The sequence below is a fragment of the Dermacoccus sp. Tok2021 genome (assembly GCF_019895135.1).
Classification (GTDB): Bacteria; Actinomycetota; Actinomycetes; order Actinomycetales; family Dermatophilaceae; genus Dermacoccus; species Dermacoccus abyssi.
This window is the reverse complement of record NZ_JAGTHU010000002.1, coordinates 82196-100631: the sequence shown is the minus strand read 5'-3', so window position 1 is coordinate 100631 and position 18436 is coordinate 82196. Positions and strand designations below refer to the sequence as shown.

General features: G+C 66.7%; 16 protein-coding genes. 6 read left to right on the top strand and 10 right to left on the bottom strand.

Annotated elements, in window-relative coordinates:
• The first annotated feature begins 4 nt into the window (after window positions 1-4).
• The 6 genes from K9D12_RS02485 to K9D12_RS02460 all read left to right on the top strand — a co-directional run bounded on the left by K9D12_RS02485 (window position 5) and on the right by K9D12_RS02460 (window position 8961).
• Window positions 5-712 carry a cytidylyltransferase domain-containing protein gene (locus K9D12_RS02485; RefSeq protein WP_129664657.1) on the top strand — a complete coding sequence of 236 codons (708 nt, stop codon included), beginning with the start codon at window positions 5-7 and terminating at the stop codon, window positions 710-712.
• Window positions 713-843: 131 nt separating this feature from the next.
• Window positions 844-3117, top strand: a complete 2274-nt coding sequence (locus K9D12_RS02480) for an N-acetylneuraminate synthase family protein (RefSeq protein ID WP_223059395.1) — start codon at window positions 844-846, stop codon at window positions 3115-3117.
• Window positions 3118-5139, top strand: coding sequence for a glycosyltransferase (locus tag K9D12_RS02475; protein ID WP_223059394.1), 2022 nt, complete (start codon window positions 3118-3120; stop codon window positions 5137-5139).
• Window positions 5136-6167, top strand: coding sequence for a glycosyltransferase family 4 protein (locus K9D12_RS15180; RefSeq protein WP_223059393.1), 1032 nt, complete (start codon window positions 5136-5138; stop codon window positions 6165-6167). The genes K9D12_RS02475 and K9D12_RS15180 overlap by 4 nt, the downstream gene beginning before the upstream one ends.
• Complete coding sequence (locus tag K9D12_RS02465) at window positions 6164-7087, top strand: glycosyltransferase family 2 protein (RefSeq protein ID WP_223059392.1); 924 nt, start codon at window positions 6164-6166, stop codon at window positions 7085-7087. Before K9D12_RS15180 ends, K9D12_RS02465 begins: the two co-directional genes overlap by 4 nt.
• On the top strand, window positions 7084-8961 hold the full coding sequence (locus K9D12_RS02460; RefSeq protein WP_129664665.1) for an ABC transporter ATP-binding protein: 1878 nt from the start codon (window positions 7084-7086) through the stop codon (window positions 8959-8961). The genes K9D12_RS02465 and K9D12_RS02460 overlap by 4 nt, the downstream gene beginning before the upstream one ends.
• Before the next feature lie 2 nt (window positions 8962-8963).
• Here K9D12_RS02460 and K9D12_RS02455 read toward each other — a convergent pair whose 3' ends face one another.
• The 10 genes from K9D12_RS02455 to rfbA all read right to left on the bottom strand — a co-directional run bounded on the left by K9D12_RS02455 (window position 8964) and on the right by rfbA (window position 18417).
• Window positions 8964-10568 carry a glycoside hydrolase family 99-like domain-containing protein gene (locus K9D12_RS02455; protein ID WP_165357905.1) on the bottom strand — a complete coding sequence of 535 codons (1605 nt, stop codon included), beginning with the start codon at window positions 10566-10568 and terminating at the stop codon, window positions 8964-8966.
• Between the two features lie 216 nt (window positions 10569-10784).
• Window positions 10785-11792 carry a glycosyltransferase gene (locus K9D12_RS02450; protein WP_129664669.1) on the bottom strand — a complete coding sequence of 336 codons (1008 nt, stop codon included), beginning with the start codon at window positions 11790-11792 and terminating at the stop codon, window positions 10785-10787.
• Window positions 11789-12334 carry a DapH/DapD/GlmU-related protein gene (locus tag K9D12_RS02445; protein ID WP_223059391.1) on the bottom strand — a complete coding sequence of 182 codons (546 nt, stop codon included), beginning with the start codon at window positions 12332-12334 and terminating at the stop codon, window positions 11789-11791. Before K9D12_RS02445 ends, K9D12_RS02450 begins: the two co-directional genes overlap by 4 nt.
• Complete coding sequence (locus K9D12_RS02440; RefSeq protein ID WP_223059390.1) at window positions 12331-13233, bottom strand: glycosyltransferase family 2 protein; 903 nt, start codon at window positions 13231-13233, stop codon at window positions 12331-12333. The genes K9D12_RS02445 and K9D12_RS02440 overlap by 4 nt, the downstream gene beginning before the upstream one ends.
• Entirely contained in the window at window positions 13230-14516 is a 1287-nt protein-coding gene (locus K9D12_RS02435) for an O-antigen ligase family protein (protein ID WP_223059389.1), read from the bottom strand. The genes K9D12_RS02440 and K9D12_RS02435 overlap by 4 nt, the downstream gene beginning before the upstream one ends.
• Before the next feature lie 92 nt (window positions 14517-14608).
• Window positions 14609-14881 (bottom strand): PqqD family protein, encoded by a 273-nt coding sequence (locus K9D12_RS02430; RefSeq protein ID WP_129664675.1) that lies wholly within the window; start codon window positions 14879-14881, stop codon window positions 14609-14611.
• Window positions 14882-14883: 2 nt separating this feature from the next.
• Window positions 14884-15786, bottom strand: a complete 903-nt coding sequence (locus K9D12_RS02425) for a nucleotidyltransferase family protein (protein WP_223059388.1) — start codon at window positions 15784-15786, stop codon at window positions 14884-14886.
• Window positions 15787-15797: 11 nt separating this feature from the next.
• Entirely contained in the window at window positions 15798-16853 is a 1056-nt protein-coding gene (locus tag K9D12_RS02420; RefSeq protein WP_223059387.1) for an NAD(P)-dependent oxidoreductase, read from the bottom strand.
• A gap of 70 nt (window positions 16854-16923) precedes the next feature.
• Window positions 16924-17526: a dTDP-4-dehydrorhamnose 3,5-epimerase family protein gene (locus tag K9D12_RS02415; RefSeq protein WP_223059386.1), complete on the bottom strand. Its 603-nt coding sequence runs from the start codon at window positions 17524-17526 to the stop codon at window positions 16924-16926.
• Window positions 17527-17529: 3 nt separating this feature from the next.
• Window positions 17530-18417 carry a glucose-1-phosphate thymidylyltransferase RfbA gene (gene rfbA, locus K9D12_RS02410; RefSeq protein ID WP_223059385.1) on the bottom strand — a complete coding sequence of 296 codons (888 nt, stop codon included), beginning with the start codon at window positions 18415-18417 and terminating at the stop codon, window positions 17530-17532.
• Window positions 18418-18436 lie beyond the last annotated feature (19 nt).

Sequence of the window (18436 nt, the reverse complement as noted above, 5' to 3'; positions counted from 1 at the left end):
GCAAATGCCTGAGTTCACCCCCGCAGTGATCCCCGCACGGGGCGGATCCAAGGGCGTCCTGCGCAAGAACGTCAAGCCGCTGCAGGGCAAGCCGCTCATCGCCTGGACGATCGAGCAGGCCCTCGCGACGCCCGGTGTCGTGCCCTACGTCTCCACCGAGGATGACGAGATCGCTGCGGTCTCCCGGGCGGCTGGGGCGCGCATCATCGAGCGTCCCGATGAGCTGGCACAGGACGACACCGCCTCCGAGCCCGTCATCGAGCACGCCATCGACGTCGTGACGCGCGAGGAGGGGCGCAAGCCGGAACAGGTGATGTTCCTCCAGGCCACCTCTCCCCTGCGTCTGGCCGGAACGTTGGAGCGCTGCCTGACGGAGTTCGCGGCCTCAGGCGCCGACTCGATGGTGGGCGTCGTTCCGGCGGAGATCTTCCTGTGGAGCGGCGCGCCGGCAGTGCGGGCGCATTATCCGTACGAGGCTCGCCCCCGGCGTCAGGACATCACGCCGGAGCAGATGCGGTACCGCGAAACGGGCTCGCTCTATCTCACACGGACAGAGATCTACGAGCGCCACCACAACCGTCTCGGCGGCCGCATCGAGTTGTTCGTCATGGATCCGCTCGAAGGTATCGACATCGATGCTGAGGAGGACTTCGTCGTCGCCGAGCACCTCCTCCGCCGCGCAGCGGAAGAACGAAGCGTTCCCGAACTCTGAACGGCGCGAAGCCGATTCGGCTCCCCGCCGTCGTGGTCATGCAGCGCTAGGACGCTCGGTAGAATGCACCTCGGGATGCTCGCGGATCAATGTCGCGCATCGCGCGCAGGAAACCCGACGCTTGGAGAAGTATGACGACGATCGACCGCCTCACCGGGCCCTTCGTGGTGGCGGGCCAGGAAACCATCCTGGCGTCGCTCAACAAGATCGGCGAGAACAAGGCGGGCATCGCCTTCTGTGTCGACAGCCGAGGCATCCTCATCGGCTCCTTCTCCGACGGTGACTTCCGCCGGTGGGTGACACAGGCCTCCCCCATCGACCTTCAGCGTCCTGTGTCGGACGCCATGAACCCCGACTGCGTCAAGGTCGCCTACGGTTCCGAAGCCGATCACATCGCTGCGGCCTTCCGGCCGGGCGTCGAGATCGTTCCCCTGGTCGACGAGCGCGGTCATGTCATTGGGGTGGCGCGTGAGGACGCCGGCCCGATGCGTATCGGGCGGCACGTCGTGGGCGAGGGTCACCCTTCGCTCGTCATCGCCGAGATCGGCAACAACCACCAGGGCGACGTGGACCTGGCGAAGCGACTCGTCGACCTCGCCAAGGAATCCGGTGCCGACGCGGTGAAGTTCCAACTGCGTGACCTCTCCACGCTCTATCGCCAGGGAGACGTCGCCTCCAGCGCCGGCGAGGATCTCGGCCCGCAGTACACGATGAACCTGCTGGCCAAGTACTCCCTCACGCCCGAGCAGATGATCGAGGTGCTCGATCACTGCAAGAGCGTCGACATCGATGCGTTCTGCACGCCTTGGGACGAGCCGTCGCTCGAGGTGCTCGCCGACTACGGTCTGCCGGCACTCAAGATCGCGAGCGCCGACCTCACGAACCACACCTTGCTCCGCGCCTGCGCGGCGAAGCATCTGCCTTTGCTGGTGTCCACAGGCATGTCGACCGAGGACGAGATCGCCGCGAGCGTCTCAGTGCTGCAGCGCGCGGGCGCGCAGTTCGTGCTCCTGCAGTGCCAGTCGACCTACCCGGCGCCGTACAAGGACGTCCACCTGCGCTACATGGATCGCCTCGCCGAACTCGGTGAGTGCCCGGTCGGGTACTCGGGTCACGAGCGCGGCATCCACGTGCCGATCGCGGCGGTGGCGCGCGGCGCACACGTCATCGAGAAGCACTTCACGATCGACAAGACGCTCGAGGGCAACGACCACCAGGTCTCGCTGCTGCCTGATGAGTTCGCCGACATGGTGGCGCGCATCCGCGAGGTGGAGCTCGCGCTCGGTAACGGCGAGACGCGCGCCGTCTCGACGGGCGAGCTGATGAACCGCGCGAACCTCGCGAAGTCGCTCGTCGCCACGCGCCCGCTGTCGGCCGGCGAACAGATCACGCGGGACGCCGTGAGCATCAAGGCGCCGGGGCGCGGATTGCAGCCCAACCGCCTCGAGGAGCTCGTCGGGCGCACCCTGCGTCGTCCGATCGAAGAAGGCGACTTCTTCTACGCCACGGATCTGACGGACTCCGTCGCCGAAGGCCGGGCGTACTCGTTCAGCCGCCCGTGGGGCCTGCCTGTGCGCTACCACGACGCGCGCAAGCTGCTCGGCACTGGCGAGCGCGCGACGAACCCGGACTTCCTCGAGTTCCACCTGTCCTACCGCGACGTCGAGATGGACGAGCGGGCCATCGGCGAACTGTTCGGCTCGAAGTTCACGGGCATGTTCCACACCGTCCACTGCCCCGACCTCTATGCCGGCGACTTCATCATCGACCTCGCGAGCAGCGACGACGCCGTCTGGGAGCGTTCCATCCACGAGGTGCAGAAGGTCGTCGGCATCACGCGCGACCTCGGTCATTGGTTCGACGGCACGAACGAGCCGGTCGTCATCTGCACGATGGGCGGCTTCACGCGGGACGCCTTCGACGCTCCCGAGGCACGCACGGCGAAGTACGAACGCATCGCGCAGGCGCTCGAGCGCATCGACGACGACGGCGTGCGCCTCACCGCGCAGACCCTGCCGCCGTACCCGTGGCTCATGGGCGGCCAGCAGCACCACAACCTGTTCATGGACGTCGACGACACCGCGTGGTTCTGCGAGCAGTTCGGTCGCCGTCTGACGTTCGACCTGTCGCACTCGAAGCTTGCCGCGAACTTCACGCGAAAGCCGTTTAGCGAGTACGTCGAGAAGCTGGCGCCGCTCACCGAGCACCTGCACATCGTCGACGCCGAGGGCGTTGACGGCGAAGGCCCGCAGATCGGCGACGGTGAGATCGACTGGCCGACGACGGCGAAGCAGCTCGACCGCCTCTCTCCCGGCGTTCCGTTCATCCCCGAGATCTGGCAGGGTCACGTCAACAACGGTGAGGGCTTCTGGACGGCGCTCGATCGCCTGGAAGCGTGGTTCTGAGTGAGTGAGCCGCACCCGGCGAGCCACGTCGCACCCCTCACCCTCTGGGTCTGCCCCGTCTCGAACCTGGCCGGTGTCGCCCGCCACATCATCGACGTCGCCCGCGTCGGTCTACCTGGCTGGCGTCTCGTCGTGGCTGCGCCCGAGGGCCCGCTCCTGGACGAACTGCGTGGACAGTGCTGCCCCGTCGTCCCGCTGAACGTCGAACAGTCCGTTCCTGGCGCTGTCGCCGAGCTGCGCGACATCGTCACGAAACTCTCCCCGGCCATCGTCCATTCGCACCTGGCCAAGGCCGACTTCCTCGCCACGATAGCCACCGTCGGCCTGCCGACCACCCTCGTCTCGACCGAGCACCACATCCCCGAGGAACCCCTCGCGCTGCACAGCTCACGAGCGAAGGCGCTCAGCCGTCAGGCCGCACACCACATGCGGATCCGACGGTTCGACCATCTCCTCGCCGTGAGCGACTCGACCAAGCGGGACATGCTGCGCTACTGGAGGCCGACCGCGCCGATCACCGTCGTCAAGAACGGCGTCGAACGACCCGAGCACGCCCCGGAGCGCACGCCCGGCCTGCGCCTGCTGTCGCTCACCCGCCTCGACCGGGAGAAGAACCTCGAGATGACTCTGCGAGTCTTCGCCGGCGTCCTCGCTAAACAGCCGCAGGCCACCCTGACGATCGCTGGTACCGGACCGCAGGAGAAGGCCCTTCGCCGACTCGCGGACGAGCTCGGCGTCGCGCACGCGACCACGTTCGCTGGGTTCGTCGACGCCCGCCGCGCCATGCAGGAGCACGACGTGCTTCTGCAGCCCTCACGAGCGGACAACCTCTCCTACACACTCCTCGATGCGGTGGCTGCAGGCATGGGCGTGGTCGCGAGCAGCATCGGGGGGAACCCCGAGATCCTGCCGGTGCACGCCCTCGTCAGCCTCGACGACGACGCCGACATGGTCGGCGCGGTCATCGAACAGGGTCTCGACCTCACGCAGCGCCCCCACCTGCCGGAGTCGATCCCGACGGTGCAGGGCATGGTGAACCAGGTGGTCGATGTCTACGCCGATCTCGGTTTCGGTGACGCGAAGCTCGCCAAGCATCTCGAGCAGCCGGTCTCTGACGCCGTACCCCTCGTCAGTGTCGTCACCGCCTACTATCGCAACCAGGCGACTTTCGGCGCCCAGCTCGACGCGCTCGCGGCTCAGGTGGACGCGCCCCCGTTCGAAGTCATCATCGCGGACAACGAGGGCTCAGCCCGACTCCCCCGCATCGTGGCGTCCTACCGGCAGAGGCTCGACATTCGCATCGTGCCTGCGACCGATCGACGGGGTCAGTGCCACGCCCGCAATGTGGGAGTACAGGAGGCGCGCGCCAAGCTGCTCGCCCTGTGTGACGCCGACGACATTGTCGCCCCGACGTGGGTCGCAGCCCTTCACGACGCCCTCGAGGCAGAGGACGCCCTGGTGACAGGACCTCTCCATCTGGACAGGATCAATCCTGAATACGCGTGGCGCACCTACCTCGGTGACCATGCGTCGACCTCCGTCCCGAGCCCTGTGGAGGGCCTGCCCTACGAATTCCTGGGCTACGCGCCCTTCGCCGTCGGCTGCAACCTCGGCATCCGAAAAGAGACGTTCCATCGCCTTGGCGGTATGGACGAAACGATGCTGGGGGGGTCGGAGGACGTCGACTTCTCGTGGCGCGCGCTGGAGGCTGGCATTCCACTCGTCGTGGCCCCCGACGCCGTCGTTGACTATCGGCTGCGGACAGGCGTCGCAGCGGTCTTCCGTCAACGCCGTGCGTATCAGCGTTCTCAACTGAAGTTGTGGAACAAGAGCATCGAACAGGGTCGGCCGGTTCGCGGAATGTCACTGCGCTGGGCGGTCACGGAGTCCGCAAAACTCCCGGTTGAGTATCTGAAATGCCGCGGCCTGCCGCACGAGAGCAGGTACGCTCTCGCCGCCCGAGCGGGAGCTGTGCTCGGCAACCTCGAGGGACAAGTTCGTGAGCGGGTGCTGAAGCGGTGAACGCCCGGATCGCATTTCTCTCCAATCAGGGCGAGATCGGCGGCGGCGAAGTGATGCTTCTCGCCCTCGCCGAGGCGGCCCGAGACCTCGGACACGAGGTGGTCGTAGCAGCTCCGGAGCAGCCTGCAGACGTCGTCGAGGCGGCAGCTGCAGGGGGTACTGAGGTTGTCGCGGTACCAGGCCGGGACGCCCGCTCCTACGCTCGCCACCTGCGCGCTTGGGCGCGTCGTTCCGACGCGGATCTGCTGTGGTGCAACGGGCTTCGACCTGCCTTCGCCACCGTAGGGCTGGCTAAGCGGGTCGTGCACCTGCACCAGATCCCCCAGGGAAGGACGGCCGTGGCTGCGCGACTGGCACGCCGCGGATGTCGCGCCACCGTGGTGCCCTCGCACCACGTCGGTGAACGCGTGCCAGGCTCCATCGTCCTGGAGAACTGGGTTGCCCCTGTGGCCACCGCGCGTGAGGGCGAGCGCCAGGCGTTGACCCTCGGCTACCTGGGTCGGCTTTCACCGGACAAGGGCGTCGACGTCCTCGTCGCCGCGGTGCGCAGGCTCCTCGCCGACGGGCGTGATGTTCGGCTTTTGGTGGCCGGCGAAGCACGCTTCGTCGCTCCCGGTGCCGCAGCACGCATTCACGCCAACATCGCCGACCTCGGAGAACGTGTCGATCATCGAGGATGGATTGACCGGGCTACGTTCTTCGACGCGGTGAACCTCGCTGTCTTCCCCTCCGTGTGGTCCGAGCCGTTCGGACTCGTCGCCGCAGAAGCCATGGCCGCGCGCTGCCCGTTCGTCGTCAGCGATGCCGGGGCGCTACCCGAGGTCGTCGGTACGACGTACCCGTTCGTCGCGCGCCGCGGCGATGCCGCGTCGCTGGCGGAGACGATCGGCCGCGCCCTCGACGCCGAGTGGCACGACCTGGTCGAAGACTCCTACGATCGCTGGCAGAGCCAGTACTCCCCCGAGGCTGGCCGAACCCGACTCGGGGCCCTGATCGACTCCCTCCTGACGAAGGAGACGGCGACATGACCAGCGCCTCGCTCATCGTTCCGACGCGCGGCGGCGCGGCGCGCCTGCCCGTCCTCTTCGACGCCCTGCGCCATCAGAGCCACACGGACTGGGAAGCGGTCGTCGTCATCGACGGCGACATCGACGACTCGGCGGCCGTCGTCGAGCGTTACGGCGACCTGCCGCTGCGTGCCGTCGTGCTTCCGGAGAACCGGGGACGCGTTTCCGCGCTCAACGCCGGCTTCGAGGCAGCCGAAGGTGATGTGCTCATCCGGTGTGACGACGATTTCGAGCCGGCCCCCGGCCATGTCGCAGCCCACGTGGCTGCCCACGAAGCACACGTCTGTGGTGCCATCGGCCTGCCCCTCAACATCGCGCCCGAGAATGCGTACATGCGTGTCTACGGACGTGACGCCGACGAGCGCAGCCGACGCGACGCCTATGCCACCGCGCCGGACGAGCGCTGGAAACTGTGGGGCGGTAACACGTCCGTGCGGCGCGAGACCTTTGCCGAGCTCGGCGGTTTCGACACGCGCTATCGGGGATACGGTTGGGAGGACGTGGATTTCGGTTACCGGCTCCACAGTCTCGGGCTTCCGATCGAACTGGTGCCCGACGCAGAAGTGCGTCACCACATGGCGTCGGTGAACACCGTCGCTCGCGCGAACCGTGCTCTGATGTCGGGCAAAGCCCGCCACACCTTCGACCGCCTTCACGGGCAAGGGTCGTCCGGCTCGTCCCTGCGGGCACTCTCCTCGCCGTGGAACGCGGCCGTCGTCGCTGCGTCGCGAACGATGACACCCACCACCACGCCCGTCATCGCCGAGGCTGTCGACCGCCTCATCGGCCCGCTGCCGAACAGCATCGGCCGCAAGCTGGTCGCCCTGACGGTCGAGGCTGCCGGGGCGTCCGGCTACCGCTCGGGTCAGGACCGAACATGACCTCGGCAACAGGCCCGGCAACCCCGGCAAAGCGCTCGATGATCCAGGACGTTCGCTACCTCCTCGGCACGTTCACCCCTGCCGATCGACGACGCTTCGTCCTCACCGGCCTCGTACAGTTCGTGCTCGCAGCGATGGACCTCCTCGGCGTCGCGGCGATCCTCCCACTCATGCAGATCATGATGGGAGCGCCCCTCGACGAAGGAACCCTCGGCGCCCTGCATTCGCTGCTCGGCAAGCCTTCCCAGCACACCTTCGTGCTCCTCCTGGCCGGCGGGATGATCGCGACCTTCGTCCTGAAGGCCGTGCTGGCCCTCTGGCTCACGTGGTGGAGCGCGCGGTACGTGGCCCGGCTGCAGACACAGACTGCTCGTCGGCTTCTCGGTGCCTACATGTCGGAAAGCTTCCTCACGCACCGTCGCCGCAACACGGGTGAGCTCATCCGGAACGTCGGGACCGCCGTCACCGACGCTCACGCGCGTGTTCTCGGCGGGTTCCTGTCCGCCCTGAGCTCGTTGCTGTCCATCGTCCTCATCGTGGTGCTCTTGCTCGTGGTCTCCCCTGTGCCGACGCTGGTCGCCGTGCTCTACTTCGGTACCGCGGTTCTCCTCCTTCAGCGTCTTCTCGGACCCGCGAACCGCAGAGCGGGCAAGGAAGCCCAGCACACCTCCTGGGTGAGCAGCCACGCTCTCGTCGATGCGATGCACGGCTTCCGCGAGGCTGTTCTCCACAACGCCCGCGGGTACTTCGTCGACAAGTTCGACGTCGCGAACCGCCGAACCGCAGAGGCATCGATGCGGGCCAACTACTACTCGACGCTGCCGAAGTACGTCCTCGAACTCGTGACGATGGTGGGACTCACAACCTTCATCGTGGTCACGATCCTCACCGGTTCTGCGGATCAGGCGATGCCGACGATGAGTCTCTTCGTCGCGGCGACGGTCAAGATGTTGCCGCTCATGGTCGCTCTGACCGCGACTTTCGGCTTCATCCGTGTGGGCAGAGAGGGTCTCGCCATCACCGTCGACTCGCTGCGGAGCCTCGACGACGGCGTCGCGCGGGCTCCCCGACGTCAAGGCTCTGCCCCGGCCATGGCCCGGGGAGGTGGAGCCATCGCGGTGCATGACGTGAGCTTCCGCTACCCCGACGGTGACGCCGATGTCCTTTCCCACATCTCGTTGCGAGTGCCTTCCGGCTCGTCCCTCGCCCTGTGCGGTATCAGTGGTTCGGGCAAGACGACTCTCGTCGACATCATCCTCGGCCTCATCACCCCCACCTCGGGGACGGTGACGTTCAACGACGTGCCGACCGACACGGCAGGTGACGCGTGGCACGACATCGTCGCTTATGTCCCTCAGGACGTCTACATCACCGATTCGACGTTGGCGGGCAACGTGGCCTTCGGCCTTACGGCGGAGGAACGTGACGAGGCGAAGGTGCGCGAGTGTCTCGAGCGTGCGGCCCTCGGTGGCCTGCTCGACAGCTTGCCCGAGGGCTTGGAGACGCTCGTCGGCGAACGCGGTACGCGCCTCTCGGGCGGTCAGCGCCAGCGCATCGGCATCGCCCGTGCCTTGTACCGTGACCCGCAGGTCCTCGTGCTCGACGAAGCCACCTCCGCTCTCGACAACGAAACGGAACACCAGATCACGGCCACGCTTTCCGCTCTGCACGGACACATCACCACGATCCTCGTGGCGCACCGCCTGTCGACGGTGCGCGATGTCGATGCCCTGGCCTTCCTCAGCGAGGGGCGGGTCGCCGCGCTCGGAACCTTCCGGGAGGTCGTGGAGGCCTCGCCCGAGTTCGCGCGACTCGTCGCTCTGGGCAATCTCGACGGTAACGGCGCGCGCGACGACAGCGCCTCCACCTCGTAGGACTACGCCGAGGCCACGTCGCGAGTCGCCTGTAGGTACGCGTGCCCGAACTCGTTCGACGGCTCGAGCACTGCGCCCTCGGCCCACTCGTTCCACGCGTTGATGAAGACAATGCGCTCGTGGACGGTCCGCTCTGACACCGCCTCGGCCGCAGCGAGGAGCCACCGTCGGTAGAGGTAGGGGTTCGCGCCGACCCACAGGTGTGCCGACTCCTGGCGGCGAGGTGTGTTGTCCCACGCCGTCATGACCCCGGGGAAATGGTGATCCGCAATGTCCGGAAGCCGCCGGATGTCGTGTCTCACCATGCCCCAGTACGACAGGAGTTGCCCGGTGAATCGTCGGGAGACCTTCGCGCTGACGCCGCGGGCGCCCACGTATTCCTTCGAGTGCGGTGGGAACGACATGGTGCCGTCCAGGCATTCACGCGTCGGCCCTTCGAGCGCACCGTACTCGACCCCGACAACGAAGAGCTCCAGCCCGTGCTCACGCGCCGTCGCACGCCACTGCTTGAGCACCGACACGAAGTTCGGGATCGAATCAGGTCGGTAGACGCTGACGAGCTTCTTGCCCTGGACCGTCATGTAGTCGTTGTGCAAGAGATACGGCAGAGCATCCTCGACGAAGCGTTCAGCGGGCACGTTCGCGTAGTCCTGTTCCAGGAGAACAGACCGGGTGTCCCCGTCCCACGATCGTGTCCAGTTCTCGTTGGCCCACATGATGCTGAACGGCTGCTCGAGCTCACCCGCCTTGATGTGCAGGTCCAGCGGGAGATCGAGAACGCGACGCCCCGAGAACCAGTAGTGGTAGTACATGAATGCTTCGACGCCCGCTTCCTTGGCCAAGCGCGACTGAGCGGATCGCGTGCCGTCGAGGCGGAGATCGTAGAAGCCGAGGTCCTCCGGCAGCTTGGGCTGAAAATGCCCCGGATAATTGGGAACCGCAGATGCGACGTTCGTCCACTCGGTGAAGCCCGGACCCCACCACTCGTCGTTCTCGGGAGTGATGTGGAACTGCGGCAGGTAGAAAGCGACCAACCGAGGGTGAAGTCGTTTCTGGGGTGCGGATCGGACCTCGCACGACTCGACGATCGGAGCGTCACCCGCTTGCGCCAAAGTGGCCAGCAAGGTGAGGAAATGGAATTCGTCCGGGACGAGCTCCGGCGACATGCCCAGCCCGCGCAACCCCTGGAGCAGGAAAGCTCGACACGTTAGGTTCAACGACTCAGGCCGACGCTCCGCGATGCCCGACGTTTCCCACTGGCGATCGCGAAGCACGCTCCGCACCCAACGCCGGTGGGCGGACGACGAACTGACGAGGGCACGAGTCACGCCTCCGACGTGCGGATCGGCGCACGCCTCCAGAGCGTGGGCAGCCTCGCCCTTGGCGGCGTCGAGAACGACTGTGGCTGTCTCGTATCCGTTCAACAGCCCCGAGTTGGCTGCGGCCAGCAGGATCTGGGTAGGCGACCAGCCGTCGGGCGTGAAGCGTGCCCAAGGTGAGGACGAGGTCACGAGGTCCACCACGTCCACATCGCCACGCTCGGCTGGCGCCGGCATGCCGCGGTCGAGCCAGATGATGACGTGGGCGTGCCGAGGCGTCCGCTTCACCGTCCGCCATCCGGCAGGAGCCAAGGACGAGCTCCGCCGCTGAGGAACAAACATCAGACGGCTCGCCGAGCGCCCCCGGAGGGCCAATAGCTTCGCCCTGCGGGCGGCCGCGTTCCGGGTTGCGCGCTCGTTCCGCGGGTTTACAGCGTCACGAATCAGCCCAAGGCTCTCGCGTACACTACCCATGGGTTCTCCGTCCCCTCGAGGAGTTGTCAGTCACCACAAACTTTCCAGCTGCTTCGCACGGTGGGTGAGTGTGTGCTCGGCGAGGGTGCGACGACGTGCCGCTTCCCTCAATGCAACGAAGCCTTCCGGTCTTGCCTCCGCTCGGCGGGCGATCTCAACGAGTTCCTCGGCGTTCTCGAACACCAACACTTCCTCGCCAGTAACGTAAACCTCGCTGACGTCGGCTCGGTCCACGAGCTGCACGCCGCCGCTGCCGGCAGCCTCGAACGTGCGCATCGTGAATCCGTCCTGGTCGCCGTGAATGTTGAGCGTGGCAATCGAGTTCCGCATGATCGCGTGTGCGACGGGTCCCGGCGTGTCACGACCGTTCGGCAAACCACTGGAGGAAAGGCGCCACGTACGAGCACGATCGAAGGGATGGTCCGACCACCCGCGTCCCCACGCACGCACCGGGATTCCTGCCTCGTGCAGGGCAAGAAGCGCGCCGTGACGCTTGGGAGATGGCGCGCCGAGAAAGCTCACGACACCGATTCCCTCGGTGCTCGCATTGGGCTCGGCCGTGTCGTCATAGCCGAGCGGAACGTGGAGTGCCTCGATCCCCTCGGCCACCAAAGCCTGCACGTCGAGTGGGCTGTAGCTCGCGATGCGCGCGTACTTCGAAACGAGCGAAGCATCGAACGCCGTCCTCCGCATCTCGTCGTACATCCACACGACCACGGGTCGCCCACCTGCGGACGCGACCTGCCAGAACTCCTCCGTGAGCGTGTCGCCGCGAACGACGAGGACGACGTCCGGCGCCACGTCGCGGACGCGCTCGGCCGCCCGCCGTGAAGAGGTGTCCGCGGATTGGTGCGCGTCGCCCCCGACGAGCTTGGTCGGCAGCTCGTAGCGCAGCTTGTTCCAGACCTTCTCGGCCGTCGAGTCAACCGCGTCGTAGCAGTACGTCACGGCGTCGTAACCGAGCTTCTCGAACGCTCGCGCGATCGCTGCGTGGTAGCCGTGGAAGCTCGGCGACACGATGAGCATTCGCCGCGTCATGCGGTCACTCCCAATTCACGCGCGGGCACTCCCCCGACAACGGCGCCCGCAGCAACGTCACTAATCACCACGGCACCAGCGGCGACCGTGGCCCCGTCCCCGATCGAGACACCGCCCAGCACGACGACGTTCTGGCCCAGGAACACGTCGTCACCAATGGTGATCGGCCCCGTCCCGTGAACCTGGTGTCGGTCGCGGCGGTCGTGGTCGGTCGTCGAGACCATGACGTTGTCGGCGAAGACGCAGCCGCGTCCGATGACCACGGGGTCGATCGAATGCAGGTGTGCGCGGTGTCCGATGTAAGTGTCGTCTCCGATCCGCAAGGCCGAGACCTCGTTCTCCGTGGCAAGCCACGCACCGTCACGCACCAGCACGCCGTCGCCGAGGTGGATGCGATCAACGCCCCGGAGATACAGGGGTGCCATGATCACGCTCCCCGCACCGAGCCCGCCGAATGCTCGACGCAGAATCGGCGCCCGGAGTTGGGCCCGGCGATAGCGCAGGCCGGCGCCCTTCTCCACGAGAAGTTGTGCCACGTTCATCGACGGTTCCTCCAGGCATGACGGACAAGAGAGATCTGACGCTCGTAGCCGCCGCGGGCGTCCACGTGGCGCCCAGCGAGCGCACGCGCCGAGTTCCACGCAAGGTTGACCACGGCCGCGGAGCCGAGCCCGAGGGCGAGGCCGGGCCCGCCGTGCCACTTCTCGTGGTAGCGCAGACGCGCGTCCATGAGCCACTGCGAGCGCCGAGCAGAATCGGACGATCCGCCACCGATGTGGCGAATGAGTGGGGCGGGCAGAATGACGGTTGGGAGGCCGCGACGATGCAGGCGGCGCTGGAGGTCGACTTCTTCACAGTTCATGAAGAAGTCCTCGTCGAAGCCACCGACTGCGCGGAAGGCATCCGCCGGCATGAACAGGCAAATGCCCGTTGCCCAGTCCGTCGGCATGGCCACTGGCGCGTCCCACGAACTGAGGTCGTTACCGAGTTGCTTCTCGAACCACGGCCGACCGTGGAAGCGCGCAAGCGGCTCGAGGTTCTCGAGGACGACGTGGCGTGCGCGCGGCCAGAGCCGTCCAACGCAGCGCGAACCGAACGGCTCCTCCACGCGGGTGGCGACGACGGCCGGCATCCATGGCTCCGCGCCGTCGACCAGCTCGGCGAGGAAGCTCTGCTCGACCGTGATGTCGCTGTTGAGTACGAGCAGGAGATCGTGCTCGGCAACCGCGACGCCGGAGTTGACCGCCGAGCCGAAACCCCCGTTGCGGTCGCGACGAACGACGTCGCACCCGTCGGCTGTGAAGGGCTCAGGGGACGCGTCATCGCTGACGATCACCTGAACGGCTCCTTCGTAACGCTGTGCGGCGAGCTGCGCGAGGAGATCACGCGTCGGTTCCGGGGCGCCGTAGTGCGGCACGACGATGCTGAGCGCCGGTCTCACAGTGTGGCTCCTCGGCTCGGTGACGGCTGGTGCTTCTTGGGTGAGGTCTGCTCCGGATCGACGAACTCGAGATGCTGCCAGGCCCACACGTCGTCACGCTCGATCGGTGTGCCGAGGCGGTACGCGACGGCGATGCCGAGGATGAGGAAGGCAGCAGGCGTCATGAGGGTCTCACCGAGCTTCCACGCGCAGACCATCATGGCGATCGTCGCGCCCTCGGCGACGAGCAACTCGCGACTGATGTGCAGGCGACGATCGAGGAGCCCGACGCCGAGCAGGAGGAACGCCCCCGTGACGATCCACAGGTTCGGATAGCCACCCTCGACGAACGCCTGCACGTACGAATCGTGGAACCACTGCGGTCGTGTTCCGATGACGACCTGGCCCTCGTTGAGCCCAAGTCCGTACCAGGGAGTGATGTCAGCCTTTGCCTGCATCGCCAATTCGACCTGTTCGCGATACCAGTCACTTCCCGTGCGATCACCGAACACCTCCGACTCGGCCAGGTTGTTCACGGCCCACACAAGGGTGCTCAAGCCGATCGCTGCGTAGACGAGGCGATAGCTGACACCGACACGGTTTCGAAAAGCCAGCCACGCGAGGGCGCCGATGTACGCGGCGAGCGACGTGCGCGAGCCGGTCGCGAAGAGCAACCCGAAGGACGTGAGTACCCACAACACGCTGAGGACGCGCCCCCGGAAGGCCATGAGCCCCAACACGCCCCAGGCCGCGTAGTAAAGGCCCGCCACGTTCTTGTCGCCGTAGAAGCCGGTGAGGTACGGAGGGTAGTTGTTCGATGTGAGGCCGGCGTAGAAGAGCGGAACGTTGACCACGGCACCCAGGCACCCGCCGATGACGAGCGAGCGCACGTTGATGCGCCCCGTGGCCAACACGGAGCACAGGAGCAGAAGCAGGGCGAACTTGCCGATGCGCTGCGTCCAGGGCTGGCCGTTGAGCATCGACACGACCACGAGGAACACGAGCAGCGCCATGCCGAGGAGAAAGAGCAGGCTGCCCCATTTCACCTTCAACGTCGAGGGCCGAAAGACACCCACGGCGATGACCGCCACCGCCGCGGCCACACCGCCCGGCAGCGTCGCGGTGATCGGGTAGCCCGCCCACATGAAGAGGAACCCGAGAAGGCAGTCGAGCAGCACGATGGGGCCGGCGAAGGTGCGCACGCTGTGCCCGACGGCCAGGAGACGCCGCTCGAGGGCACCGGATGGGGCGTCGTGGACGGACCTGTGCTCCTCCATCGCGCCCGGCTCTGCTGGGTCGCGCACGCCTGGGCTATCACCCCTGACGCCGCCGCGGACGTTCGCACCGCCTCCGTCTGAGAGAAGGCGGCCCCACGCAGACTCCTGCTCGAAACGGGTCATGCCGTCACCTCGTCGAGAAGGCGGACATCGAGCAGATGCGGCACGAAGGCCTCGACATCGCACCGGACAGCGGTGACATCGACTTCGTGTTCTCCTGCGATGCGGTCCGCGACCTGCTCCGTCGAGGCCGCCCCATCGGCTGCCTGCCAGATGACGTAGCCGTGGACGGACAGGCCGTGCGGCTCGCGGCTTCCGACGCGAAGGGCCCAGAAGCGCTCGTGGGTTTCGTCGTAGGTGACGGCGACGTCACCAGGGATTCGCCAGGTCATCGTTACCCCTGCTTGCGTCGTCGTCGCGCGGAGCTGACGAGGTCGCCGACGGCTGTGCGCAGACGGAGGCGGTAGGCGTGGGCGTACTCACGGGTCGTCGGTTCGTGCCCCAGATCGAAGCGCAGCAGGTCTGCGTTGACGGAGACGAGACCCCGAAGAACGAGCATCTTGGCACGCACTCCTGTGGCTGCTTCGTAGCGGCCCCACCACTCCTCCCAGCGGCTCTGCTCGCCACGGACGAAGTAGCGCCACAGTGCGTACCCTGGTCGGCTGCGGAAGTTCTCGAGCTGGCCCAGGGCAGCCGCGAGCGCGAGCTCGGCGTCGAATTGCTTCGCGAGGTCACGGATACGACGACGGGTGGCCTCGTCGGAGTCGGCCCAACCCGCCTCGAGGTCACGTGTCGAACCAGACCCGCTGCGTGCGTGGTGAAGAAGGAGAATGAGTCGCTGATCGTCCAAGGAGGGCACCGGACACGGAACCTCGGCGATCGACATCTCCTCGTGCCGACTCCAGAGGGTTTCGAAGGCTTCGACAGGCGACACCTCGAAACCAGGCCAATGCCGGTGCAGGTCGATGAGCCCCAGTTCGTGGCGCATGTTGGTGGCGTGCCCGAACGCCGAGCCCTCCTCGAAACCGGTCAGCCTCTCCCACCCCAGGGTGGAAAGGGCGTCGAGGAACGGAGCCACGTCGTCCGGATGAACGAGGACGTCGACGTCGAAGCTCGTTCCGTGCCCACGCCGAAGACCCTCGTGCACCGCTGCGCCCTTGAGGTGCAGCACGCGGACACCGCACTCCTGCGCCACGAGTTGGACGTAGCCGTGCAGCAGCTCGAGGCGCACCCGATCAGGCACGTCGACTGCTGCGCCCGAGGCCTCTGCGCCCTTGCCGTGACCTATCTGAACCATGCCGGTCCAGCTCAAGAGGTGAGGCCGCGGCGGCCGAGCTCGTCGAGAGCAGAATCCCAGGCGCTCGAGTCTGCCCCCGGCACCTCCCACGAACGAGTGATGAAGTCGGTGACAGCGTCCTCACTCGAGAGGGAGGGTAAGGGCGCACCCGAGGAACGCAGCGCCGTGAGGTCAGCGACAGCGTGGTCGATGTCTCCTGCGCGGTGGACGTCCACATGTTCCGGAGGCGGACTCTCCAGAGGCGCTGCACGCCGTGCCGTCTCTGCCAGGTGGGTGAGGGTCATCCGTTCTCCCGTGCCGGAGTTCAGCACGCGCGGCGTGCCAGGCGCGGTCGGATGTTCGACCAGCCAGGCGATGAGCGCTGCGACGTCGCTCACGTGCACGAAGTCACGTGTCGCCGTTCCGTCGCCGTACACCGAGAGGGGCCGCCCCTCTCGCAGCCGGGCGAGAAAGGCCGCGAGCACCCCCGTGTAGGGGTTGTGCAGCGCCTGGCCGAAGCCCACGACGTTCTGCGGGCGAACGACGTCCACAGGAATCTCGCGGGCGTACTCGCCGAGAAGCTGCTCGCCGAGCGACTTCGTCTCGCCGTAGACGGAGACGGGGCGGTGCGGGTCGCTTTCACGCGACGCGGCCGGCACCGCCTTCGCACAACACGGCTCGGCATAGGAGTCGCCGTGTTCCGGGCAGGAGAAGCGTCCGTTGCCGTAGACAGCTCGCGAGGACATCGCAACGAGGGGCACGCCCCAGGCGCGCGCGGCCTCCGCTGCGCGTCGGGTGCCTTCGACGTTGACGAGCCGGTAACGATCCTGCTCGTACATCGACTGGCCGGTACCGGTCTCAGCGGCGAGATGCACGACCGCCTCGGGGCGATCGAGCCGGCCCCAGGCATCCGGGTCACTCACGTCAGCGCGGATCACTTCGCCGGGAAAGCGCGACGCGGCCGCGTCAGGGTCCGCGTGAACCTGTGCACTGAGCAGATCGAGCGCAACCACGTCGTGCTCAGGCGTGAGCGCCCGAGCGAGGTACTGCCCGATGAAACCGGTGCCTCCGGTGATGAGAATCGCCATGGTGCCTTCCGGTCTGACGTACGGGAGAGTCCAGTCTAGGCGTCGTCGAACCACTCCGAAACCAACGGTCTCAAGCGCGGCGCAGGCTTTCCGCGAACGCGAGGCAATCGTCATAGTTCGGGAGCAGGCCCTGAGCAGCAGCTTCCTCGAGATTCGGCGCCGCGGCGTCCTTGGCCGAGACAACCGGCTCCAGGTCGGCAGGGAGGTCGAGGCCCACGCGCGGATCGAGCGGATCGATACCACGCTCCCGTGCCGGGTTGTACGGCTGCGAGCACAGATAGATCGCGGTCGAGTTGTCCTCGAGCGCGACGAGACAGTGCCCGAGCCCCTCGCTCAGGTACACGGCGTCGCGTGAATCGGTGTCCAGCCGCACGTTCTCCCACTGTCCGAAAGTCGGTGAGCCCACGCGGACGTCCACAACGAAGTCCAGGAAGGAACCGCTCACCGCGGTCACGTATTTGGCCTGGGACGGCGGCACGTCGGCGAAATGGATGCCCCGAACCGCCCCACGGGAGGAGACGGAGATGTTCGTCTGCACGATGCGCATTTCGTGGCCGAGGTGCGCGGCGAGCTTGTCCCCGCGGAAACCTTCCATGAAGAGACCGCGGTCATCGGGGAACTGGCGTGGAGTGACGCGGTAGGCGCCTTCGATTCGCAGCGGCGTGATTTGCACGGGTCAGTACACCTTCGGCATGGGCCGGGGGTCGGACGCGATTCGGGTGAGGTACGTGCCATACCCGCTCTTCTCCAACGGCGCGGCGAGATCGAGCAGCTGCTCGGTGGTGATCCACCCGTTGCGCCAGGCGACCTCCTCGATGCAACCGATCTTGAGGCCCTGTTGCTGCTCCACGACGGAGACGAACTGCGAGGCGGTCATGAGGCCCTGGAACGTGCCCGTGTCGAACCACGCCGTACCGCGCGGCAGCACCTCGACGGTGAGCGTTCCTTCGTCGAGGTAGGCCTCGTTGAGCGACGTGATCTCGAGCTCTCCTCGTGGGCTGGGCTCCAACGCCTTCGCACGCTCGACGACGGTCTTGTCGTAGAAGTACAGCCCGGGGACGGCGAAGTCCGACTTCGGCTCCGCAGGCTTCTCCTCGATCGAGACGGCCGTTCCGGTCTCGTCGAACTCGACGACGCCGTAAGCCGTGGGGTTGGTCACGTGGTAGGCGAAGATGAGCCCGCCCTCGGAGGGGATACGCCGTTGCAGGGCAGAGCCGAGGCCGGCGCCGTGGAAGATGTTGTCCCCGAGCACGAGGCCGGCACTGTCACCGTCGAGAAAGTCCTCACCGAGGATGAAGGCCTGCGCCAGCCCGTCGGGCGAAGGCTGCACCGTGTACTGGATGTTCATACCCCAGGTCGTTCCGTCACCCAGGAGCCGCTGGAACTGCTCCGCGTCATGCGGCGTCGTGATGACGAGGACATCGCGAATGCCCGCCATCATGAGCGTCGAGAGCGGGTAGTAGATCATCGGCTTGTCGTACACCGGCATGAGCTGCTTGCTGATGCCGCGGGTGATGGGGTGCAGACGTGTGCCCGAGCCCCCGGCCAGAATGATGCCCTTCATGCCGCCGATCATAGTGGCC

Coding starts and splice junctions, on each gene's coding strand:
- K9D12_RS02485 (WP_129664657.1), top strand. CDS start 5: ATGCCTGAGTTCACCCCCGCAGTGATCCCCGCACGGGGCGGATCCAAG.
- K9D12_RS02480 (WP_223059395.1), top strand. CDS start 844: ATGACGACGATCGACCGCCTCACCGGGCCCTTCGTGGTGGCGGGCCAG.
- K9D12_RS02465 (WP_223059392.1), top strand. CDS start 6,164: ATGACCAGCGCCTCGCTCATCGTTCCGACGCGCGGCGGCGCGGCGCGC.
- K9D12_RS02460 (WP_129664665.1), top strand. CDS start 7,084: ATGACCTCGGCAACAGGCCCGGCAACCCCGGCAAAGCGCTCGATGATC.
- K9D12_RS02450 (WP_129664669.1), bottom strand. CDS start 11,792: ATGACGCGGCGAATGCTCATCGTGTCGCCGAGCTTCCACGGCTACCAC.
- K9D12_RS02445 (WP_223059391.1), bottom strand. CDS start 12,334: ATGAACGTGGCACAACTTCTCGTGGAGAAGGGCGCCGGCCTGCGCTAT.
- K9D12_RS02430 (WP_129664675.1), bottom strand. CDS start 14,881: ATGACCTGGCGAATCCCTGGTGACGTCGCCGTCACCTACGACGAAACC.
- K9D12_RS02425 (WP_223059388.1), bottom strand. CDS start 15,786: ATGGTTCAGATAGGTCACGGCAAGGGCGCAGAGGCCTCGGGCGCAGCA.
- K9D12_RS02420 (WP_223059387.1), bottom strand. CDS start 16,853: ATGGCGATTCTCATCACCGGAGGCACCGGTTTCATCGGGCAGTACCTC.
- rfbA (WP_223059385.1), bottom strand. CDS start 18,417: ATGAAGGGCATCATTCTGGCCGGGGGCTCGGGCACACGTCTGCACCCC.